Genomic DNA, 21,052 nt, shown 5'->3' on the forward strand with positions numbered 1-21,052 from the left:
CACTTCTATCTGCCGCAGCAGGTTCACTACCTGCTCAGGCGTATGCTTCTTCCGCCGTGCCATCGTTCGCTCCTTGATTGCCAGTTTCTATCAAAGCAACTGGTTCAAAAAACGCCGGGCACTCCAGCGGGTTGAGACACAAAAATAAATAGGCTAGCAAAAATTGACTAGGCTAGCTCCTGGGTTGGCCTTGGCAGCGCTCAGGACGGGAAAGTTATAAAGAACACCCACTTATTGCAGGCGTAGATTTTACATCCGGATGGAAGAGTTCAATCATCTTGTTGCAAAGTAGTGAGTTTGTTGAAACGGGAGGAAGTTTGAAGAAGTTCGCCACTCAGCAATGGAACTGCGTTGTGATGCTCGGATTTGCGTTTGGCCTCTCGGGATATGTTCGTAGCGCATTTGCTCTGGGTATTCAATCACCCAGTCCTCCTGCTGCTTCCAGAGATGCACAAAGGACTCCCACAGGTGACTCACCACTGTTTCGTCTGCACGAAACCCCGGGTGGTCCCTACGCTGCGGGGTTGCGCGTCGTGGAGCAATAAGATCAATCGCGTTTGTTTTCCGCTGCGAACGCGTTGACGCAGTCCATCGGGATTTCGTCCTCTACAAACACTCATCTGGTACTCGACCCTTAGAAGGGATCGGGAGGCGATGACGTTTGGCGACTATGTAGCGCTGGAGCCTACCGAAATCAGCTTCGGACATCCTCAAAAAGCAACTGGGCAAGAAGCCGAACACCTTGCCGCGATGGCTCCGTCCTACGGTACTCCACTCAACGCAGTGCGAGAACTCGAAGGCGCCTCCGGACATTTCCCGGTGATCATCTACGCACCGAGCTTTTCGCAGGTGCCGTGGGAAAATGCAGATCTGTGTGAGTACATTGCCAGTTTCGGCTATACAGTCTTGGCCGTCCCCGCGATGGGCGTAGGGCCAGAGTCCACTCATGATGTGGCCGGGACGAACGAGCAAGCACGCGACATCTCGTTTCTGATGGACTACGCGAAATCTTTACCCGAGGCAGACCTCTCGGAGGTTGCAGTAGTTGGGTACACGCATTGAACAATCGTGTGTGCTCTCTGCCGAAGGCCGTCTTGCCGAAGACTACGCGATCAGAAGGACAAATAAGTCCCCAAAAACGCACTTTTGCTACTTGGCCTTAAAATCTCCTTTCCGGACATAGGGCTGGATTGCCGTATCCAGGCCAATACGCGTTTCCAGCGCCCAACAGCATTGAAGATCGCATTGGCGATTTATCTCCAATCCAAGAGCACTATGGGCGGAAGGCACATCCTTTGGCTCATCCCAAGGAAAACCCGGCGACGATTTCTTCTTTGTCGGTCCTTACCGAGAACGGGATAGATACGCCCGGACCGAACTGCATCACGTAGTCGTACCAGGATTCTCCGTTGACCTGGCGTACCCCTTTGTAAACCGCCGCGGTAGCTTGGCCATAGGGTGAAAGCTCAGCGGCGAACTTGGATCCAGTGGTTGTAAACCTCTCGCGCAGATGGGAACTGAAGTGCGCGTAGCTTGCCCCGCCCTGCAACTCACGAAAAGCGGCACGCACAGTTTGGGTCTTCTTTTCGTCTTCTCCGGGTGCCGATTTCAATGCATTTGCCGCGAGAGTGGGGTTGAGATCCGCGAAGAGAATGTTGGTGATCGTCTCTCCGGCCTCCGGAGACTTATCTCCTGAGTTCGTAAAAGCGATCAGCCTCAGCCTTTGTTCGGGGTAGTACTCATCGGCAGTGGTGAACCCCTGAGATCCGCCAGTATGCCCGATCCGCGGCTGTCCATACATCGAGGCGACGAAAAGGCCGAAGCCGTAATCCGCGCTTCCGTTCTTTGTCGTCATGAAGGCAGTGGACATCTCGCGATAGCTGGCAGGAGACACGATGGTTCCGTCGCGCAACGAGCGGTCCCAGCGGCTCAGATCGGCGAGGTCCGAGATCAGAAATCCAGCGGACTGCCCCCATGTGGAATCAAGTGGGGGCGCCAGTTCGAGCTTTCCCTCCCGATAGCGATAACCAATGGCCATGTTGGCGAGACGGTCTTCGTCTGCCGTAGTGAAGGTGTGGTTCATATGCAACGGGTTAAGGATGTGGTGCTGCAGATAGTCCTTGTACGGTTCGCCTGAGACCGCTTCGATCACGCGCCCCAGCAGCATGTAGCCAGTGTTCGAATAGGACCATTGGCTTCCTGGAGGAAAATCCAGCGGCAGAGATGCGACACGGGCTAGAAGGTTTTGATAGCTGATTGGCTGAGCGATAAGCTTGTCCATCTCGGCATCGGGGCCCTCGAGGTAGTCATGCAGCCCGCTGGTGTGGGTCAGCAGATTGCGAAGCGTTACTTCTTTCGCATGGGGAGCGTCCGGCAGATAGACCGAAAGAGTGTCATCGACACTGAGCTTGCCCTGGTCTCTCAACTGCAGGATGCAGGCGGCGGTGAACTGCTTCGTGATCGAACCGATCTCAAAGAGCGTGTCCGTCTTTACGGGTAGCCCTTGTCGAATATCTCGATCCCCGTATGCCTTGACGAATACAACACGTCCATTCTGGAGCGCCATGACGGCGGTGCCTGGTACATGAAAGCGACTCATGGCCCCCCGGATATCGTGGTCGATGCGCTCGACATCGGCAGCAGAGGGGTGCTGGGCAAACGCTTCGTGACGTCCCCCAATGGATAACAAAAGCAGAACAGCAGCGGATACATTGGACTTCATTGGAGTGACTACCTCTCTAGATAATTCAGAATAGTGATATATTTTGAATTAATCAAGCTGGCCATGATGCAGACAAAACACTTCCTCACCGAAGCTCAACTCGAAAGTCTCAACTCGCCCATGCGGCTTGCCATCATCCAGCGTCTCGAAGTCGATAAAGAAGCGACGGTGCGCGATCTGGCACATCGCATGGGGAAGGCCGCAACAGCACTGTATCACCACATAAGGGAGCTGGAGGAGATTGGACTGCTCCGAATCGTCGGCGAGAGAAAAGGCACGAGACGGCCCGAAGCGATCTACGCCATGGTGGCCCCGTATCTTTCGTCAGCCAAGGCGGTCAAAACCAAGAAGGGCCGCAAGATTTACTCCCGCTCCGGCGGGAGGGTCGCAGATGCTGCCGCACGAGCTTTCTCCAGCGCTGTTCAACATGGGGATGCACGATTCGACGGGGCATCTCGCAATGCCGCGATCCGGTTTTATGTGTTGCGCGCCGACAAGCAGAAGCTTGCTCGTTTGAATCAGCTACTGCAGGAGCTTGAAGAACTTGCATGCCACTCGTGCGATGAAGGCGAGGAAATTCAACTAAGCGTTTTGCTGTCGCCAACCGGTAAGAAGCAGGATGGCGGATAAAAATCCACCATAACGACAACAGTACCGACAAGTAGGCTTCGCGGCAGCAATCCGACCCTATATCTTCAGCCGACGCTAACATGCCCATGCGCGTCTACATCACCACCCCGTCTCGAAGAGCGCTTTGGCGATTTGGCAGCAATCGAGATGCATCGTTCCTACCAAGGCAATTACCGAGTTTTGACACTGTGAGTCCAACATGACAATAGTCGAGACCCGAACAGGGCTGATCGCTTGAATTCTCGGACATACAGGCTTTGCAACTCGTCGCTCTTTGTCGACAAGAGACGAGCGGCTGGTTGGACCAAATCAGGATCATCAAGCCGAATCCCCAGTGAAGCAAGTAGATTTCTGACTTCGAGTCAAAGCCCCGATGGAGCAAGGCTTTGTATTTGATGGCGAACTCGGGATCGGTATGGCTCTTGTCTTAGAACGCAACGGCGATCACTGAGGCGTAAAGGTAGTTTACGAGGTAGAGAGGATCCTCGAAGACAAGTTCCTTGCGCATCCAACCGCGTGATTGGCCTAGATCTGAGACGGTCCAATACTCGTAAGGGGCGATAGATTGTTGATAGAGCGAGTCTATCTTTGCTCGGTCAAGCATAGGCCTTCCTACGCTTTCCGTGTAGAGGCTACGTTCGAATGCCGTCTCTTCGGCAGAGACGAAGAGCTCCAGAGCAATCGTTCCAGGGCATATTCCTTCTCAAGCGGGGTCTTTGCCACCTCGGTAGCGTGATCGAGCAGAAGCAGTTCGTTGAAGATTGCGAAACCTTCAGAGAAGTAGTTCGGACCTGAACGCTCGTAGATTGGAGCGCCACCGGCGTTCGTCAGCTCAGGGTGAATCGCGTGACCTAGACAGCAGTCACAAGGGCGAATCAGCTATCGTTTGCGTCTTGAGAACGTCCTTTATGGCCTTTCATCTGGAGAAAAGATGCACCCCACTCAGATAGACCATCCAGAAGCACGACAACGCCCTCCTGTTTCTCCGGGGCCAGTTCGTACTCCACATGCAGCACGCGCTCGCTCAAGTCTCTTCGCACGACAATCCCGTCAGCTTCCAGCTTTCGTAGGCTTTGTGCCAGCACCTCTTTGGATGCCCCTGGGATCAGTCGTCCCAGTTGCTCAAATGCGAACCAGACCTTGACGCATGGCGCTGAGTACATGGACATGCCATTTGTCGTGGAACAGGACATCGATGGTCAACTGGGCGCAACGAACCTATGCTCCAGGAACTGATGAACTCTTTGGTGGTTGCTCTCATTGGGACAATAATCAGGCCGATAGAAGGACGATGAGCACCGTCTGTTCGGTCATGCCAACGGTGAAGAGTTGACAAAACGCCTTCCCGCTTGACTCCAAAGAGGCTTGGAAGACATTCACAAGGGCAGTGAGATCAAGTGATGTCAGGCCGCCGAAGATAAGGAAACCAATTCCGCGCTTGCCTCCCAAAACATTCTCCCCTACTGCACCTTCACCTGCCGCTCGTCTTGCTATTCGTGGACAAACCGGACCTACCGTTCTATGGGGAGGGTAATGAAGCTGTCTCCAAACCACCTGATGTGGAGTGGCGTTTTCGCGTCAATGATGGTCTCGTCGCTTACGTCTTTGCCTGTTCCATAGTTGATCTGCATTTCTGGCTGTTTAATCACACTCAGAACTAAGACGATCCGGCTACCCGGTTGCAACAAGCGGCTTGTGAGACGACCGTTCCGGAATTCCAAGTGTTGCCTTCTCCCCGGCGAGAGCAGTTCGCGTTGGATGCGATTGGCTACATAGCTTGCTCGGGCGATATACCAAGACAATTGGAAGTAGCGCCCATCAGCCATCTGCTCATAAATAGCTACACTCAGGTCAAAGTCTTTCTTATTGGTGACGTAGTCGAGATTGCCAGTAAAGAGACCACTGACTTCAGTTGCCTTACTCAATGGATCGCCCACAAATACCAGGGCATTGCGGCGGTCGAGGCCCTTGTCGATGATTGCATTTGGAGGATTGGCATCCACATCGCTGCGGTCTTTGAAGTCGACGCTCTCAAGGGCGAAAGAGTTGGGATTTGATATCGTTTTGCTTAGGACATGGTCTTTGCCGGAGCACGCGGCGCTCATATAGAGGCGGAGTTTGGTGTTGCTCATTGCATCCAAAGACGGTGCATGCTTCCAGACATTGGCACCCATGACCTCGTAGTTGACTCGATCCTTCAGCAACTCGGGTTTTGGCGCTCCGCGAAACACGTAATCGAACCACTGGTAGCGTAAGTCGCGACCAACGCTGATGCGGGCGACTGGATCGATAGCGTAGCCTCTTAGGACATTCCATGAAGTGCGCTGTGCCCCGATATGGTTGTATGGACCGATCACCAGGTAGTGATCCGCGCGGGGATTGTAAAGATAATGTTGGCTAAAATAATAGAGCGCACCAATCTGTCCACCGTCGTAATATCCAGTCGTAGTCAACACCGGGATATTGATGGACGCAAAGTCTTGTTTGTAAGGAATCTTTGCTTGCCAATACGCGTCATAGCTTGGGTGGTCGAGCCAGCGGCCAAAGATCGGATTCGGGGTGCCGTCCACCGTGTCAAGATTTCGATATGAGCTTCCTTGCGTATACCACCGATGATTGAGATTTGCCCAATGTTGCCGGTCATCATAGTAGGACTGGTCTAGCTGCTTCGTGCGAGCAACATAGGGAAGCCATGAATATGTAAAGTTTTCAAAGATGTTGCCTTCCATCGGCCAATCGATGCCGGGGGCCATTGTTACAGAAGGCATGATTGCTTTGAGTGCTGCGGGAAGATGCTTGGCTGCGGCCCATTGCGTAAAACCGTTGTAACTTCCGCCGTACATGCCAACGCGGCCGTCGCTCCAGCTCTGCTTACTGATCCACTCGATGACCGCATCTGCATCGGCTCCATCATGCTCGAGCGGATCGACTTTATCCGGGCTGCTGCCCTTGCCTCGTGTGTAGGCAACGACTGCAGCATAGCCGTGCGCTGCGGTGAGTCTCGCATCCTGCATGGACCAAATTGGATTTGCATAGATGGTGAAGCCCATAAGCGTTGGCAACTTTGGCTGGTCCCCAGCGGGGCGCACAACTAGGGTTTCGATGGAAGCGTGGTCGGGGGTATCGACCAAGGTGTCTTGAATTTGATATCGACGGTGGTCATCTTCTTCAACCATCGCACCACTCAACGGCTGAGTGGCGCTGAGTGATATCGATTGGAGATACAGACGAATGAGATGTTTGGCATCGTCTAGGCTAAGCGATGTCTTCCCTTGCTGGGCGTCAAGTACCTGATGAAACTGTGTTAGCGAATCAGAAATTTGAGGCCCATACGGATCGAGCGTTGATCCGTAGGTATTGATCGCGAGGGCAGCATTGATGCTGTCGAGTGAGCGAAAGACATCGCGGAATGATTGCCGGAAGTCGTCGGCAAAGGAGTTCTGTCGCTCCTGCTGTGCATGCTTTGCCTTTGCATAGATTTCAAAAAACACTAAGTCCCAGACGTTCTCCCTAGAGTGTCCCGAATCAATTGTTTTGTTCAGTCCTTGCAGTTTTTCCAGCGTCTTCTCCGCCTCGGCGTATTGCCCAGCGACAAGCTGCAATCTGAAAGCGTCGCTGCAATAGCTGTAGGGATTGTCATTGTGGTACTTGCTCAAAACCTGTTTGGCAAGGGCTGGCATAGCGGCATCGACCACTGCCGTTTCCGTCGATTTGAGTGGCGGCAATCTGAAGGACTGAGCGGACAGCGACAAGGTAGTAACGGAGAGGGAGAGGGCGAGATGAAAGAGTCGCATAATGGAGTGGATAGCCTTTTCAAAAGTCAGTCGCCGCTTGCAGGCTGACGCTGGAGTGACGGGCCAGTTTCGGACAGCCATGCGCTATACTACCCATGACCGTCACATCTTGACAAGCAAGAGGTAAAAGGGACAACGAACGTTGAATTCAAGAGGAGAGAGGAATGGAACAACCGAATACCGATGTCATTCAGGGAACGCTCGACATGCTCATCCTTAAGACCGTGAGCTTGGAGCCAATGCATGGTTTTGGGATCGCGAGACGAGTCGAGCAAATTTCTCGGGGGGTCTTTAAAGTGAATCCCGGATCGCTCTTAACTGCGCTGCATCGGCTGGAGCGCAGCGGATCGCTGAATGCCGAATGGCGCACAACGGAGAGTTCACGTAAGGCCAAGTTCTACATCCTCACGCAAGCGGGTGAAGATCAGCTAGAAAGCACCACTGCCGACTGGAGCCGTAGGGCTTCGGCAATCGCACGTCTTTTGAAGGCTGAAGGGTAATTCATGTCCCTTTGGCGACAGTTGACGGGCGGTTTGCGCTCTCTCATTCATCCGAAGTCCGTCGACCAAGAGGTTGCCGACGAGATCCGCGATTACCTGGAGCAAACTACTGCCGCGTTGGTGGACACCGGAGTTTCGTTGGAGGATGCACGCAGAAGGGCTCGCCTGGAACTGGGTGACGCGACTCTCGTTCGCCAGCATGTGCGATCCAGAGGATGGGAGAACATCTTTGCCCCCTTGCTCGCCGATCTGCGCTTTGCAATACGACAACTGCGCCTTACTCCGGCCTTCGCCTTCATGAGTGTGGTTATCTTGGCATTTAGTATCGGGGGCTGCACCGCTATCTTTAGCGCTGTTTATGCAATCCTCCTCAAACCATTGCCCTACTCCGACGGACGCCAGATCATGATGATCTGGGAGGATTACTCAAATCAACATCCAATCGCTGCAGCCTATGGGACCTTCCAAGGGCTACGGCATCAAAACCGCACTTTCGAGTCTATGGCGGCGTTGAAACCTTGGCAGCCAGTGCTGCTTCAAACTGGGCTCATGGAACGCCTTGAAGGACAACAAGTCAGCGCAAGCTATTTCCATGTCCTAGCGGCGTTCCCGCTCTTGGGTAGACAGTTTGTCCCCGCAGATGATGAGCCGAATGCACCCAAGGTGGTCATCCTCAGTGAACAGATGTGGCGGACCCACCTTGCAGCGAGCCAAGCAATCATCGGCAAGCTACTGATGCTTGATGGCGTTCCTTATACCGTGATTGGCGTGATGCCGCACTCCTTTGAAAATGTGCTGGCCCCTTCGGCGGGCATATGGACTCCCCTCCGCTACGATCCGGCTCTTCCTTCCGATGGCAAAGAATGGGGCCATCACCTACGTGTTGTTGGTCGGCTTTATGCTGGCGTCAGCAAGTTGCAAGCGACTCATGACTTGAATCAGATCTTCCATGAGTTGCGACAACAGTACGCCGAGGGGTACGCCAGTTCGGGGGGTGCTTCGTCTGGGATTACCGTCGATTCGCTACAGAAAGACATCTCGCTTCGGGTGCGGCCTGCCTTGCTCGCAATCTGCAGTGCAGCTTTGCTTTTGATTCTGCTTGCTTGTGTGAATGTGACGAATTCATTGCTGATGCACGGCATACAAAGGCGAAACGGACTCTCCATGCGTACTGCACCCAACGCAGATCCTTATCGAGCGGTAAGGCAGGTATTCCTTGAGAGTTTCATATTAGCTGCTTTTGGAGGATTTCTAGGTGTCGCCATGGCGCAGGGTGGAATCCAGGGGCTGGCTATGATAATTCCGTCTGGCTTGCCGCGGGCGAACGGAATTAGCTTGAATCACGAGACGTTTCTCTTCCTCATAGGAATTACCGGACTGCTTGGGATTCTTCTGGGCATCGTCCCTGGTTTTGCAATTTATCGCCACCATAGGGACGGCAAAAAACATCCTAAGGTGGCAGAGCCAATTCGAGCCATCCGGTTGAACCATGGCCCCTTTATCGCGGTGCAGGTTGCACTCACCTTCACACTCTTAGTGGGAACTGGATTGCTTTTGCGTAGCAGGCAAGTTCTATCCCGGGTGAATCCAGGTTTTCAAACGCCCAACCTTCTGACGATGCAAGTACAGGACTCTATGCAGACCCGGAACAATGCTCGCGCTAACTGCGAGTTGCTCGCACACACGTTAGCCGCTATACGCCAAGTGCCAGGCGTAGTCTCTGCCGGGTTGACCAGCCAGCTACCACTAAGTGGCAAACGTGAAGTTTATGGAATCCAGTTTGAAAAGGAGGCAAATGTCGTAGGAGATGCTGCGTTCCGTTATACAGTGATGCCGGGCTACATCGAAACGATGGGCATCTCGCTTAGACAAGGAAGATTGTTTAGCGGGCGCGATCTTTCAGCGGACGCTCAAAAGGTAGTGATTATCAATGAATCGTTTGCTACGCGTGTGTTTGCAGGTCGGGACCCTATCGGCCAGCATGTCCGCGTAGGCTTTGATGTGGGACACGCGGACAGACCTTGGACAACAATCGTAGGTGTGGTGAGTGATGTTAAGCAGGAGTCATTATCCGAAACCGAAGAAGATGCGTTTTATGTTCCAGCGTCTCAGTGGGTCTGGACGGATAAGAGTCCATGGCTAGTGATCCGCACTGTTAGCGACACGAGATCATTTGTGTCAGCTATCCGAACGGCCATTTGGAGCACCGATCCACATCTCACAATCAACCGGGTCGATACCATGGACCGCCTTGTAGCAGCATCGAAGGATGAACAACGGTTTGTTCTCATATTGTTTGGATCATTTGGCGCGATGGGCGTAGTGCTCTTGGCTTTTGGTATTTACGATGTCCTCTCCAGCAGAGCCACTCTACAGCGACTCATACTGATTCCCTGCGGTTTGCTGCTTGCTACCTCGGTTTCTGCTCAGCAACATGCCGCTGATGTACAACGTGCTCCTGAAGTTGAATGGAATGACCAAGGGCCGCGCCGCGAAGATCACCCGGCTGTTGCTCAAAAAGCTAGGGCGCTCACAGAGCAGGAAAAACGGTCGAAGCTTGGTTTCACTCACGCACCTTGGGTGTCTATGCGCGGTTCCTCCGTCATTTAGGTTTTCTTCGAGTACCGCCGAGCAAGCCCTCTAGGAGAGAACGGGGGCGCAGAAGGAATAAAGGCACGGGGCCCAGACAGTTTGATGAGTACGGCGGTTCCCTGTGGTTCGTGCCTGGCTATATGTAGATGCGCCCCGATTTTGGCAGCGCGCTGTTGCATGCTGGGTATTCCCCAGTGATTAGGCTTTCCTCCTTCGGAAAGAATGGAAGGATCGATCCCGACACCATCGTCGCAAATCCAAACTTCAAGGGCGTGGCGAGTGTATGCAATTCTCACCTCGATCGCGTTCGCATCGGCGTGACGAAATGCGTTGTTGAGAGCTTCTTTGACGATCTTCAGAAGTTCTTCCTGCACTACAGTGCGGACATCGCGCTTTCTTCCCGAGACCTTCATGCTGAAGGTGCTGGTAGAAAGCAGCCCAGTCTGTTTTCCATGAAGGGTGATCGCGTCTTCGAAGGAACTTGCTTCCACGGGACGAGTGGTTCCAAAGATGGCGCCACGGGCTGAAGCCATCACATGATTCATCCTCTGAAATGCCTCCCGCAAGGTGTCCTTCGCTTCTACTTCCATCGGAAGGCGAGAGGTGACGGAGTTGATGAGCAGCAAACCTCCCTCTACTCCTTGAAACAAGGTATCGTGCAGATCTCTTGCGATGGTTTCGCGTTCGATCTGCCGAGCTTCCAGGATCCTATGTGTCTGAGAGAGGAGATGATTCACCCTCACAAGGTAAGCAAGAGTGATGAGTAAAATGAAAACCACGGACGCAGCGAACTGAAAAAGCTTACTTTGGTAAAAGTGGGGTTGTTGAGCGATCTGGTAAACAACGGCTTCGCGGCTCCAGTGTCCCGTACTATCCGTTGCTCGGACGTACAAACGATGAGAGCCCACCGGAACATTTGTGTATGTGACCGTTCTCGTGGCATTGCCTTCAAGCCAAGCGTCATCTACTCCATCGAGCCGATACTGGAGGCGGACCTTCTCCGGTGTTGCCAAGTCGACCACTGCGAGAGTCAACTCCACATGATGATTACCAGGTGAGAGCATGAGGTGATCCCCCACTCGGTTCCGCGAACCATCGACCATAGCATCAGAGATGAAGATGCTTGGCTTGATCGCGACGGTAGAAATTCTGTTCGAGTCGATCATGGCCAGACCCCCAACAGTTGCGACCCAAACTTTGCCATCACCCGTGATAGCCAGATTGGGGCCACCAACACTGGCCTGCGATGAATTAAGCCCGTCAGCTATGCCGAACTGCTGATAGTCGAGTGGGAGGCCGGGATTATCTTGTAGAGTGAGCGCTCCTCCTGCAAAACGAATGATCCCGCTGTGGCCGCTAAACCAAAGGCTATGGTCGGATGCTTCCACCATATTCATCAGAGCTACCGGGGTGGGTTGATAGACGAGGCGATTGCCTATGACCCTGCTGATGCCCGTCGGGGCGTCCGTTGTATATAGATTTCCATTGGAATCTTCTGCAAATCTGTTCGCCAACACCGCTGAAGCGGTTTGCAGAGAAGGGACCGAAATGAACCGATTGCCGACCAGCCGATCAACACCAGCCTGAGTTGCTACCCAGAGGGTTCCATCATGAGCCTGGTGCACATCGAGAACCTGATTGCTGGATAGACCGTCGGCGATAGTGTAGTTGTTTATGCTGCCTTCGATGAAGTGGCTTAGACCATCCGGCGTTGCGATCCATAACGAGCCGTCGCTAGCAGTCACAATCCTGTTGACGATTCTGCTGGCAAGTCCCTGTTCCATCGAAAATTGCTGGAAGACTCCGGCATGAAATCGAAACATTCCACCGCCATAGGTTCCCACCCATATATCTGCGCTATGGTCTTCCGCGAGAGCCCAGACACATGCGTTAAGGAGACCGTCCTTCTCGTTGAACGTCTTGAAAACACTTCCGTCGAACACCTCGAGCCCACAATTATTGCCTACCCAGAGTCGGCCATCTTTTGCAGGGAGCACGGTCATTACTAGATCGTTCGCCAAACCATCCGACTTAGTGAACATGTGAACTGTACGGGGTTGTAGATGAGTAAGGCCGCCACCATTGATTCCAATCCATAGGTCACCCTCTTTGCCCACGTAGAAGGCCCTCAGCGAAGTATCGACAGAAGGCCCGATCAATTGCCCATCCACAATCGAGTAAAGACCAATGCCCGTTGCAACCCATTGCACACCCTTGGAATCCGGTGTTGCTCTGAAGGTTCTTGCGGTTGCTGGCTGTGTTGGCTCAAGGTGTATGAATCCATTTGGCCCGATCGTCCGAATGCCGTGCTGCGTGCAGTACCAGATCTTGCCACTTGAGTCTTCATAGATGTCGTAGATGTCGCTGTCCCTGACTCCTAGCTGAGCGCCGACACTCAGAAGTTTTGCTCCGCGCACCGCGTCGTACTCAGCTAGTCCCGCTCCTGTAACGAGCATGATTCGTCCATCACGAAGTTGCTTGATTCGGCTCACATAGATAGACGAAACCAGCGACACGAAACGCGAGCCATCGAAGCGATAGAGTCCATGACTCGTTCCTGCCAGGATGTCTCCATCGGCGACCTTCAGCAGAACTTGCACTTCGTCACTCTGAGCTCGACCGAGACGGTAGGCCGTCATTGCTGAGAGGAACGGATCATTAAGGTCAGATGCGGGAATGCGGACGACTCCCGCATCACTTCCAACCCAAAGGTCACCATTGGAGTCCCCCATGAGCGCGTTGACTGCGGAAGATGGTGAGCTACCCGGGATGCGCAGTTCGACGTTCCTGAACGTGTGGCCGTCGAAGGAGGCCAGTCCCGAGGCAGTTCCTACCCATAACAGGCCGTTGCGCGTTTGGTTGATTGTGTTGACGGTGTTGTCCGGCAGACCGTCTTCAATTTTGAATGTTGTGCGGACGTAGTCCGATGAGGTATGAGAAGACTCGGACGCACGCACGATTAGGGTAGGCACCACGAATGTCAGGAAGGCAACAGCCAATGCCAAGCAAGTCGCGCAGAGCGCGGAAACCGCTGGGCTGTGTGCATTAGGAGTCAACAGAGCGTCCCTCTCCGCCTTTTATACGATATTCATCGCGGGTAGGTCAGGAACCGTCAATGCTGGGGCGCTGCCGCAATATACGGCCAAGCTGCCTCAACTGAAGAGAACAGGCCAATACACGTTTCCAGACCTAGTGCGCTGGAGACGCGCATCGACAATTTTGCGTCAAGACGAACGCAATTTTGAGTTTGCGCTTGAGAGCTCGAAGCACACTACTGTTGCGTATCCAGAAAACCTCGCCGCATAGCAATAGTGACTGCGTGAGTTCGGTCACTCGCCCCCAACTTTGCGAGAATCGTCTTCAAGTGCGCTTTGACGGTGTGTTCGGAGATCGAAAGCTCGGAACCTATGATCTTGTTTGATCTGCCAAGTGCAACTTTGTTCAGTACATCGATCTCTCGAGGCGTCATATGCTCATCCACTGCATGCTGTGCAAGTAATTGAGCTACTTCGTCGGGAATACGTCGCTTTCCAGCGTGGATATCTCGGATCGTGGTAACGAGGTCGCCTCGAAGCATATGCTTCAGCAGGTACCCAGCAGCGCCTAAACGGAACGCTCGTATGGCGTGAACGTCACCTGATGAAGTGGTGAGAATGATGACGCGAGCGCCGGGGAAGTCTGCCCGTATAGCAGAAAGAAGATCCAAGCCGTTCATCTTCGGCATACGGAGGTCGATCAGCGATACGTCAGGTCGTTGGGCTCGGAATAATGTGAGAGCTTCTTCGCCGTCACCGGCCGACGCGACAACCGACATATCCGGCTCGGCGTTGATCTCAGCAGCAATTCCCGACCGCATGAGGGGATGGTCGTCTGCGACAAGAATTCGGATTTGGCCGCTCATACGATCTCTCCATCTGGTCTGGTGTCCGACCTACGGAAGAATTGGGAAGTTTTCCGTAGCTGTCAGGAAGAAGCTGAAGGGGTCGGCTGTCAGAAAACAGTCTCGGCGACTGCTGCTTCTCAATTTTCCCATAGCGAAAAAGATCATGCAAAATGAATCTTCGAGACTTCGGCTGCTCACTAAAACGTCAGCCAATGGGCATCTAGCCGTGCGTAAGATTCAACCAAAAGGATGAAGACGACCATCTTGTCGATTGATAAGCCTCTCGAGCTCGCATTCTGAGAACCACTTCTACCCCGCCCGCAAGAGCATTCTGAAGGACGAGTTGCGCTTTGAGCGCGCCGGCTCTTTCCCGAATGCCCGGTAAACCCCAGTGTCCTTCTCGCCCTCCGTGTTCCAGAACCGACGGTTCTATTCCGACACCATCGTCCTTGACAGAGATTTCAAAAAAGCGAGGTGTGTAGTTAATGACAACTGTAATGTGTTGCGCGTGCGCGTGACGAAAGGCGTTCCAGATGCACTCTTTCACAATCTTCAAGACTTCATCGTGAACTTGCGGCTTTAGAAGCCTATGTGTCCCTCGGACCCGCACTTCGACCTTAGCCTCTGAGAGGCCTCCGACTTCTTCAGCAAAGAGTGTGGTTGTGGATGCGAGGTCTTGAGAATCGACGGGTTGGCGGAGATCGAACACCAGACTCCGTGCTTGGCCCATAACTCGATCCACTTCTCCGTATGCTTGTTGAAGCTGCTCTTTGACTTGCTGTTCCACGGGTAATCGGGAGGTAACCGCGTTTAGTTGGAGAAGCGATCCCTCGACACTTTGAAATAGTGTGTCATGCAGTTCGCGAGCGATACGCTCCCTCTCCGACAACCTTTCCTGGATACGCTCCTTGAGTTTTGCAGTCTCATAATTCATCCGAAGCAGATAGATCAGACATGTTACCCCGAGGAAGAAAACTGCGAGGAGTGTTTTGAAGTACCAGCTCTGTAAAAACGTGGGAGGCAGATCTATGGAAACAGAAGCTCCGGTCTCATTCCACAGACCGTCATTGTTGCAGGCGATGACGTGGAAGATATAGTGACCTGGTGGAAGATGCGTGTAAAAAGCCTGACGGCGATCACCGACATCCTGCCATAGTTTGTCGTAGCCATCCAGCTTGTAGCGGAAGCGAACGCGCCCAGGAATCGAGAGACTGAGCGCTGTGTAGTTGATCTGTAGATCCTTCGCGCCTTTTGGAAGGGCCACGGCCGTTTCGTGTGCTTGATCGTCGACCACAACGTCCTTGATGACCACCGGCGGCGCGATGGTGTTAGTGGGGATGTGAGCGGTGTCTAGCGATACGACGCCATTGGTCGTGGTGAACCAAAGTGTTGTTCCTAGTCCTCGAATGATCGAGGGCAGTGGCCGAAGCTGGGGAGCTTTGCCTGAGAGCCCGTCCAGATAATTAAATAGGCGATACTGCATTGCGTGAGATGAATCTTTGAGGGCCTGGTTCACCTCTGCGGACGTTATCCTGAGGATGCCCGGCAGGGAGTTCAGCCACAAGGTGCCGTCCTCCATAAGGAGAATTCCGGAGATGCCCTGGATCTTTGTATCTCCTGCGAACCTCAGTTCCACAGGTCGATTCGTTCTCATCAGTTCTAGGCCCTTTTCACCTCCGATCCACATGCCGTCGGTGGAGGGATCAAGGGCGAGAACACTTCCTACGGTAAGTCCTTGTTCTCGGCCGAGAGTAGTCGTTTTCGCTCCGTCGAAGATCGCGATGAAGCCGGTCATATAGCCTGCCCAAACCCGCCCGGAATTGTCGGTCGTCATCACGACCGCCGCTCCCTTTGCGGGCCCAGAGTAGGCAACACGATTCCACTGACCATCGTGTAGTCGGAGTATCCCGTCGTTCGTGACTGTTTGCATCCAGAGGTCGCCCCCTGGTCCAGACGTCATTGCTTGCGTGTCACGTGCCGGAGATCTGACATCCGGAGGAACCGGAACGGCCGTAAAGCGGTCCGCTTCGAGGTATCCCAAACCACCGAACCCACCTAGCCACAGCTTTCCGTCATGCGCCCTGTAAACGCAGGTTATCCTATCCTCCTTTCCCGTTTGAACCCTTGAGATCTGCCCGTCCGCCAACCTTTGAAGTCCGTCCTCTTCTGTGCCGACGAGAATGGCACCGGCGGCATCGGCGGCATCGGCGGCCACAGCATAAAAGGCAAACTTAGATGGCAACGGAGCCGGAGTTAGGGTCGTTTGTCTAAAGCGATCCAGTCCGTCGGCTGTCGAGACCCAGATATTTCCCTCGTGGTCCTGCAGCAGGGTAGTTCCTCGTTCGGAAGTCAGTCCGTTCTTGATCGAGTAGTTCTCCAGAGCATCGTGCTGCGCTGAAGTCGGAAGCATCAAAACCTCGCCCGGCTGTTCGATACGAGTGATTCCGGTCTGGGAGTCGACGACCCAAAGTGCACCGCTACTATCGGAGCGGAGATCCGTCGCAGAATCTTTGAATTGGATCAGCGAAAGAGGATGGCCATTCGGCCCTAAACGAGCTGCAACGTCATGTACGCCGTACTGATCCGCAACCCAAACAGTTCCGTCGGCGGTCTCAGAGAAAAACACATTGCCTCCCCCATTGAGTGGGGTCTTCTCGAACTTGCCAGCACCATATTTGAGCCGGTACACAAAATCGTCAGTCGCCATCCATAGAACGCGGTGGCTGTCCTCGAAGAGAGAGTAGGACGACTTCGCATCCGTACCTGCAACTTCGTCAGCATCCTGCCACTCGCCTGAGACTAGGTGGATGGGGCCGTTGAGCGTTGCAGCCCAGGTACTCCCGTCGCGGCGGACGATGATCGACCAGACTGTGCCATTTGCACGCTCAAGATGACCATGAAATAGTTGCGTCGTAAGGACCCCGTTTTTGAGGAAACTGGTATTCCCTAGGGTGTATCCAATCCAAAGGCCGCCGTCGGCTGTGGCCCTGAGCGACTGAATCGACGTGCTTAAAAACTGCTGACCGCGCGGGAGACGGTAGGGCTCGAAGGTCACACCGTCGAACCGGAAGAGACCATTAGCGGTTCCCAGCCAGAGATATCCATCCGTCGTTTGCGCCGTAGCAAGAATTTGTGACGGCGCACCGTTCTGCTCTGTCCAAGCCGTGTGCTGGAACTCCAGTAACGGACGCCGCTGGGCGGATGATGAGCAAGCGCATATGGACACCAAGAGCGCCCAGAAGGCCGAAATCGATGCAGCGGTTCGCGTCACGGGTCCTCCTACAGGTCTTTACAAACCTAAGTCAGATTGACACTTTTTCGTTACTGAGACATCCCCCTCTTAAGAGGTAGGAAGTAAGTAGCTGAAGGAGGGTTTCGAGCTTAGAGCCTGGTCTTTAGGCTGAGATCAGTATTCGATCACTTGTTCCAGCTTCACTTTCTCCTCGCAAAGCTCATCTTTTTCAAGTCACCAAACCTCGTTTCTCAAAGGAGACAGTATGAAGTTTCTCAGTCGCGTCGCGCTAGTAGCTGCATCCACGTTATTCAACCCCGGAGGTATCCTCATGGCCCAGTCAGCACCCGCCCCAATCAAGAATGTTGTCCTCGTCCACGGAGCCTTCGCAGATGGTTCAAGCTACGCCAAGGTGATCCCACTGCTTCAGGCAAAGGGACTGCATGTCATTTCGGTGCAGATCCCCCTCACTTCGTTCGACGAGGACGTCGCCGCTACAAAGCGTGCTGTTGATGCGCAGGACGGGCCTGTTCTCCTGGTCGGCCATTCCTACGGTGGTGTCGTTATCAGTGAAGCAGGCAATAATCCCAAGGTCGCCGGTCTTGTCTACCTCGCTGCTTTTGCTCCTGACAGTGGCCAAAACATTGTCGAGATCAGCAAGTCCTTTCCCAAGCCTCCTGGGATGGATACGTTGGCACCGCAGGCAGATGGTTTCCTTCTCCTCACCCCGCAGGGTGTAAAGGAAAACTTCGCACAGGACCTCACCGAAACCGAAAAGGATGTTCTGGTCGCAGTGCAGCCGATGACTGCTGGAGCGATCTTCGCCGCGAAGGTGAGCAAGGCCGCATGGAATGATAAGCCTACCTGGTACGTCGTCTCCAGCAACGACCGGATGATCTCGCCCGAGCAGGAGAAGAGCATGGCGAAGCAGATGAATGCGTCGACGACCGTTCTTCAGGCCAGCCACGTAGTCATGCTCTCCCACCCCAAAGAAGTCGCAGCCGTGATTGAGAAGGCGACGACACTGCAAAAGTAGACACAATGGCGTTTTCTGTCACAGTGCCCAATGCCAGCAGTCGCCTCCCCGGCTGCTGGCATCGGGCAAACATCTCGCTTCAACCATTCGAGTGACTTCATGAGACCTGATATCAGCTTGCGGACAGTACGACACGGCGATAGTTCACAGATTGCAGTTTGCCTGAACTCGGTCGCGAATGAGCTCAACATATTGCTTGCGGACATCTTCGCGCTGTACATCAAAACGAAAAACTTTCATTGGCACATGTCGGGACCTCATTTCCGCGACTTCCATCTCCTACTCGATGAAAACGCCGATCAACTTTTCGGTATGACGGATGAGATCGCTGAGCGTGTGCGGAAGATCCGATGCACTACGAACCGATCGATCGGTCAGATCGCGAAACTCCAGACCATTGGCGACAACGATTCAGACGACCTAACGCCGGATGACATGCTCGAGGAGCTTCACGCTGACGAGATGCTTCTAACCAGCAGAATGCATACCGCGCACACACTGTGTGACGGAGCAGGCGATATAGCCACCGCGAGTCTTCTTGAGAATTGGATCGACCAGTCACAGCGTCGCGCATGGTTCCTGCTTGAGAGCATTCGCAGATAACATCTCGCCCACTAGGAGAGGAAGGGATTCATGTCACAGTGCAAATTCTTAGCTACCCCAAAGCTGGACTTCATCATTAAGGGATTCGTTCTCTTAGTTGGCGCACTGTTCTTCGTTCCAATCATGCTTTCCCAGCAGATCAAGATTGACACAGCCTCCGCTCGCGCCATGCTCAAGGCACTTCAGAATTCCAATTTGACCAACGATCAAGCTATGACCGTCGCAAAGCTCGAAGGCAATCAGGGGATGATCAAGGAGATGCATGGCCTGGGTGAAGCCGACACCGAAGAACAGTTCGCACACGCTCTGGTCGCAGCCGCTCATGGATTGCCAGCCCGAACCCCCGCGGAAGAGAGCTATATGTTTTCGGCGGTAAAGAATTCCGCACCCGCGATTTCGGCTCTTCTTGATCAGATTGAGGCAGGCTTCCAAACACAACTCCGCGATCACATTCGCCCTTACGTTGCGAGGCCTGACTCCGTTTCCGTACGGGGCTTTGTCGTTGCCGGCGGCGATGGCGGAGGATATGCGTTTGGAGGCCAGGATTTCTATCTCAATATTGCGTTAAACGACGACATCGTCATGGCGAAGCAGGTCATGATTCACGAGGCTTTTCATGGCGCACAAGGTGCCGTCTATCACGAAGATACAGAGCACTGGGCTAAAGAGCGCACCTTGCCTGCCGATCTGGTTCGCGGGGCGTTTTGTTCCAGCACCGCCGAGCTCTTCATGGACATGCGGAATGAAGGTACCGCGAAGTTTGTTGGGTCCGACGACATCCTAAAAGACGCAAAAGGTCCTACTGGGCAGCGTCCATACGCCGAATCGCTGTACGGCAAGGAGCATCTCTCCGACAGTGCGAACCTTCTTGAAATCTCCATTGCCAGCCTGCAGGCCCCTACTCCGGTGCCTTACAGGGTCGTGTACAGTGTCGATTTCTGGGGTAGAGGCATCGTCTACTCGATTAGTAGCGCCATGGTAAGTGCGATTGTCGATCAGGATGGCCCAGCAGCCGTCGCACAAGTTATACAGCAGCCCGGCTACGACTTCGTTCTCCGGTATACGCGGCTCAAGAACTACGGAAAAGACCGTGCACATCCCCGCTTGGGGGAAAACACCGTGAGCGCCGCGCAATCGCTCCATGATGGCTGTCCCAGCGGTTCTCCGTCGCCGTCAACGGCGCCAAGTGTAAGGCCGAACTGAAAGGACTGCTCTAAATGGATATAAGCGTCTCAAGAATCGTACGTGTGCCCATCCTGCCACTCAAGATTGTTAACGCTCATCTCCTCATTGGGAGCAGGGGATGTGTTCTCGTTGACGCGGGGCTCCCCGGCTCTCTCCCCCGGTTCGAAAAGGCTCTATTGAAACAGGGATTGTCGTTCGAAGATGTCCAGGCAATCGTGATAACTCATGCCCATGTTGACCACGCGGGTGGTGCAGCTGAACTCCGCGAAAAGACCCATGCTCCCATCGTTGCGCATGAGGATGACCTTGCATACTACAAGCGGGAAACACCGATGACCTTCTGTCCGACGGGCTGGGCTGGGCGCATGTTTTTGAGAACCCCCGCACCCCATCAGAGCTACACACCTTTTGAGCCCGACGTTCTGTTGTCGAACTGCCAAGCTTTCGACCTATCGCAGTATGGCGTTACTGGTAGTGTCAAGCACACGCCTGGACATACCAGAGGCTCCATTTCGATTGAGGTGGGAAGTAAAGACGCATTAGTTGGGGATCTCGTCGCATCGGGAATACTGATCGGCGGGGTGATCCGCACAAAGCACGCAATCAGACCTCCTTTCGAGGACGATCCTCGCGCTGTTGCCAAGGAACTGCTGCGATTGGCTGACGATGGTGTAGAGAAGTTCTACCTGGGGCATGGCGGAGCGTTGACCGTGCGTGAGGTTCGTCGTCACGCTGAAACTCTCCTTACATTTCCTGACTAATTTTTTGCAGCGATTGCGACTGTACTAGTCTGATTCTTGTCATATCACTACTGTCGACGTCCTTCGTCTTCGTTATCTGATCAGTGGTTCTGAAAGCTTTGCTTTGGCCAAAAA

The 21,052-nt window shown here is 53.7% G+C and carries 14 protein-coding genes; 8 read left to right on the top strand and 6 right to left on the bottom strand.

Translation table 11 applies throughout. The features are described from left to right. Positions 1–654: 654 nt before the first annotated feature. A complete protein-coding gene (locus tag OHL14_RS00035) occupies positions 655–1,062 on the top strand; it encodes a dienelactone hydrolase family protein (RefSeq protein ID WP_263377257.1) in 408 nt (135 codons plus the stop codon). A gap of 238 nt (positions 1,063–1,300) precedes the next feature. On the opposite strand, the gene OHL14_RS00040 is transcribed toward OHL14_RS00035, so the two are convergent. Beyond that, complete coding sequence (locus OHL14_RS00040) at positions 1,301–2,722, bottom strand: serine hydrolase domain-containing protein (protein ID WP_263377258.1); 1,422 nt, start codon at positions 2,720–2,722, stop codon at positions 1,301–1,303. 66 nt (positions 2,723–2,788) lie between these two features. Here OHL14_RS00040 and OHL14_RS00045 point away from each other — a divergent pair, with 66 nt between their 5' ends. After that, positions 2,789–3,352 carry a winged helix-turn-helix domain-containing protein gene (locus OHL14_RS00045; RefSeq protein WP_263377272.1) on the top strand — a complete coding sequence of 188 codons (564 nt, stop codon included), beginning with the start codon at positions 2,789–2,791 and terminating at the stop codon, positions 3,350–3,352. An 875-nt stretch (positions 3,353–4,227) separates the two neighbouring features. Here OHL14_RS00045 and OHL14_RS00050 read toward each other — a convergent pair. Together OHL14_RS00050 and OHL14_RS00055 are read right to left on the bottom strand one after the other, a co-directional pair. Then, entirely contained in the window at positions 4,228–4,521 is a 294-nt protein-coding gene (locus OHL14_RS00050; RefSeq protein ID WP_263377259.1) for a winged helix-turn-helix transcriptional regulator, read from the bottom strand. 342 nt (positions 4,522–4,863) lie between these two features. Next, positions 4,864–7,146: a CocE/NonD family hydrolase gene (locus OHL14_RS00055; RefSeq protein WP_263377260.1), complete on the bottom strand. Its 2,283-nt coding sequence runs from the start codon at positions 7,144–7,146 to the stop codon at positions 4,864–4,866. Between the two features lie 164 nt (positions 7,147–7,310). Here OHL14_RS00055 and OHL14_RS00060 point away from each other — a divergent pair, with 164 nt between their 5' ends. After that, complete coding sequence (locus tag OHL14_RS00060) at positions 7,311–7,646, top strand: PadR family transcriptional regulator (RefSeq protein ID WP_263377261.1); 336 nt, start codon at positions 7,311–7,313, stop codon at positions 7,644–7,646. A 3-nt stretch (positions 7,647–7,649) separates the two neighbouring features. Next, positions 7,650–10,256 carry an ABC transporter permease gene (locus OHL14_RS00065; protein WP_263377262.1) on the top strand — a complete coding sequence of 869 codons (2,607 nt, stop codon included), beginning with the start codon at positions 7,650–7,652 and terminating at the stop codon, positions 10,254–10,256. On the opposite strand, the gene OHL14_RS00070 is transcribed toward OHL14_RS00065, so the two are convergent. From OHL14_RS00070 to OHL14_RS00080, 3 genes are all read right to left on the bottom strand, one after another. After that, positions 10,253–13,243 carry a sensor histidine kinase gene (locus tag OHL14_RS00070; protein WP_263377263.1) on the bottom strand — a complete coding sequence of 997 codons (2,991 nt, stop codon included), beginning with the start codon at positions 13,241–13,243 and terminating at the stop codon, positions 10,253–10,255. The genes OHL14_RS00065 and OHL14_RS00070 overlap by 4 nt on opposite strands. Positions 13,244–13,509: 266 nt before the next feature. After that, a complete protein-coding gene (locus OHL14_RS00075) occupies positions 13,510–14,139 on the bottom strand; it encodes a response regulator (RefSeq protein ID WP_263377264.1) in 630 nt (209 codons plus the stop codon). 202 nt (positions 14,140–14,341) lie between these two features. After that, positions 14,342–17,392 carry a sensor histidine kinase gene (locus OHL14_RS00080; RefSeq protein WP_263377265.1) on the bottom strand — a complete coding sequence of 1,017 codons (3,051 nt, stop codon included), beginning with the start codon at positions 17,390–17,392 and terminating at the stop codon, positions 14,342–14,344. Between the two features lie 226 nt (positions 17,393–17,618). On the opposite strand from OHL14_RS00080, the gene OHL14_RS00085 reads away from it, so the two are divergent. The 4 genes from OHL14_RS00085 (at position 17,619) to OHL14_RS00100 (ending at position 20,938) form a co-directional block, all read left to right on the top strand. Continuing rightward, positions 17,619–18,389: an alpha/beta hydrolase gene (locus OHL14_RS00085; RefSeq protein WP_263377266.1), complete on the top strand. Its 771-nt coding sequence runs from the start codon at positions 17,619–17,621 to the stop codon at positions 18,387–18,389. Positions 18,390–18,488: 99 nt separating this feature from the next. Further along, positions 18,489–18,992 (top strand): Dps family protein, encoded by a 504-nt coding sequence (locus OHL14_RS00090; protein ID WP_263377267.1) that lies wholly within the window; start codon positions 18,489–18,491, stop codon positions 18,990–18,992. A gap of 30 nt (positions 18,993–19,022) precedes the next feature. Beyond that, positions 19,023–20,195 carry a DUF5700 domain-containing putative Zn-dependent protease gene (locus OHL14_RS00095; RefSeq protein ID WP_263377268.1) on the top strand — a complete coding sequence of 391 codons (1,173 nt, stop codon included), beginning with the start codon at positions 19,023–19,025 and terminating at the stop codon, positions 20,193–20,195. 14 nt (positions 20,196–20,209) lie between these two features. After that, positions 20,210–20,938: an MBL fold metallo-hydrolase gene (locus OHL14_RS00100; protein ID WP_263377269.1), complete on the top strand. Its 729-nt coding sequence runs from the start codon at positions 20,210–20,212 to the stop codon at positions 20,936–20,938. The last annotated feature ends 114 nt before the right edge of the window (positions 20,939–21,052 follow it).

Origin of the sequence: Granulicella paludicola (assembly GCF_025685545.1) — a bacterium.
GTDB lineage: Bacteria > Acidobacteriota > Terriglobia > Terriglobales > Acidobacteriaceae > Granulicella > Granulicella paludicola.